Here is a 2,178-nt window from a genome sequence, read left to right as displayed (position 1 = left end):
AGCAGCAGCCGGATGTCCTGCCCGGCCAGTTCGTGTTCGAAGCCCCGGCCGTAGTGGTTCTAGTCGCCGATCAGCGTCTGGCCGGGCCGGCCGGCGACCAGGCCGGGTTCGGCAGCGAGGAGGTCCAGCAGGGTCTTGCGCTCGCGGCCTTGGCGCCGGTCAGGGCGAAGGCGACTGGCAGGCCCTGGAGGGTGCACACCAAGTGCAGCCGCAGGCCCCAGAAGAAGCGGCTGTGACTGGCGCAGTACCCGTACTCGGCACAACCAGGTCGGAACGTTTGACGGTCTCGCGGGAGCGGCCGCATTCCACCGGTGTCGAGTCCACGGTCCACACGTCGTCGCTCCACACGGAGGTGTCGGTGGCCAGCAGGCGGGTGACCCTGCGAAGCAGGTCGGCGCTCTTGCGCAGCCGCTTGTTGTAGCCGGGCTGCTTGGGCAAGTACGGGAAGAGATGCCGCAGGTGGGAACGGGCGTGGCGAAGCCACCTCGCCTCAGAGGTGAAGCCGAGCCTGGCCTGCATCATCGCCAGTGTGACCAGCTCGGCGTCGGTGAGCTGCGGGGCGATCCCCACGGCCGGCCGCCATGGCGCGAGATGCGGAGACGCCTTCAGCAGGTCGTCGGTTTTCACATGGAGTGCAGTCGCGAGGGTGTCCAACTCTGTCTTCACACACTGACGTTGGACGCCCTCGTCCCATGCGCGCAGCCGATCCCTTGAATCGATCATTTAGTTATACGGGCGTGGGCTGGTCCGAAGGACGCCCCGTGAAGCCCGAACTCCGGCCCGCCGGCCAGCGGTGAGCGGCGATGCCGGCACACACGCCCGGGAGCCATTTGCGCCGGTATCGGTTCACTTCGAGGGCTGGTCACCGTGGTCGTCTTGGAGCATACGGCGACGTTCCTGTTCGCGCTTGGAGTAGGCGGCTGCACGGATCGCCTCGTCGCTCTCCAATCCTGAACCCAGCGCGCCGCCCACGGTGGCGACCGAAGCGACGAACCAGGACAACGTCAAGTACTCCGTGGCGTGCAGCGGGGTTCGTGTCATGGAAGCGAACACTCGGTCGTTGAGGATGAACAGCGCCCACGCCAAGTTGATGGCCATCAAGCCCCCGTAGCAGACGAGCACACCGATACCCACGGTCATGACCGTCGAGGCGTTGTAGAGCCTCGCCCTCTGCCTCGCCTCCGGCGAGCCCTCTGTTGATCGATGCCACAGCTCCCCGTCTACGATCAGCCAGCCGATCATGAGCCCGACGGACCCGACCATGGCGATCACGAGGCGTGGCGCGCTCAGGGCCGCGGCCAGGCTCCAGGTGGTGGAGTTCACGGTGGCGACTGCTCCTGTGGCGAGTGCGGCCGCCAGGGCTTTCGACAAGCCGGGCACCAACCGCCACGGCCGGTTGGCGCGGACCATACCGACGAGCACCCTCAGGTATCCGCGGGGCCCGCTGACGACGTACCGAAGATCGGCGGTCTCCTCCTCACCGATCGGGCCCGGGTGGATAGGCGTGAGACGACCGAAGGGGCCCAGAAGCGGCTGACTTGGAGGTCCTTCAGCCCCAGTGGCCCGCGGACCCGCCAAGCCGAGCACGGCTTCTTCCACGGCCCGCCGGGCCCTCGTCTGCAGCCGTAAGCCCCCCAGCGCAGGAAGAGACAGCAGCGCCAAGCCGTGTTCGTAACTCAGATTCACAGCGAGCTTGCGCCCGTGTGAGTGCAGCGGAAGGTCGGTGAGGGCCACGACGATATCCCAATTCTCCGCACTCCCACGGTCCATGATCCGGCGCATCAAGGTGGGCAGGTCCTCGGTACCTGAGGTGAAGGGCTCACTGACCACCTCGACGTCGAACCGTCGCCCCTGGCCTGCCTTGTCAGCGAGCCGAATAGGAAGTATCTGGGCCATGCGCTGCGCGATCTCCGTCGGCACATCCGGATCCGCCAGGAGAGCCACGACCGTAACGCCCTGAGACGACACCCGCATGACTCGACCCTTCTCTTCGGCGGCCCCGCGATCGCAAGTGCCCACAGGATGCCTTCGAGGTAACGTCGACGCCGCGTGACACGCAGGCCCCCGCCAGCAGGTGCAGGCGGTACGGCCAGATCTCTCGTCCTCCCAGTACAGGACCTGCTCCCACCACCGGCCACGATCGCGTGCACCACCGCGAACACCCGCTCCGGCGCCACC

Annotated in this window: 1 protein-coding gene and 1 pseudogene; both read right to left on the bottom strand. The window is 67.1% G+C overall.

Annotation, left to right across the window (positions count from 1 at the left end):
* Positions 1-62: 62 nt before the first annotated feature.
* Positions 63-666, bottom strand: a pseudogene (locus tag ACWCP6_RS37200) (transposase); the annotation flags it as partial.
* 180 nt (positions 667-846) lie between these two features.
* Positions 847-1,974 carry a hypothetical protein gene (locus ACWCP6_RS37195; RefSeq protein WP_450937092.1) on the bottom strand — a complete coding sequence of 376 codons (1,128 nt, stop codon included), beginning with the start codon at positions 1,972-1,974 and terminating at the stop codon, positions 847-849.
* Positions 1,975-2,178: the final 204 nt, after the last annotated feature.

It is taken from the genome of Streptomyces sp. NPDC002004 (assembly GCF_053593975.1).
The sequence above is the reverse complement of the archived record's forward strand: the minus strand, read 5'-3'. Positions and strand labels throughout refer to the sequence as shown.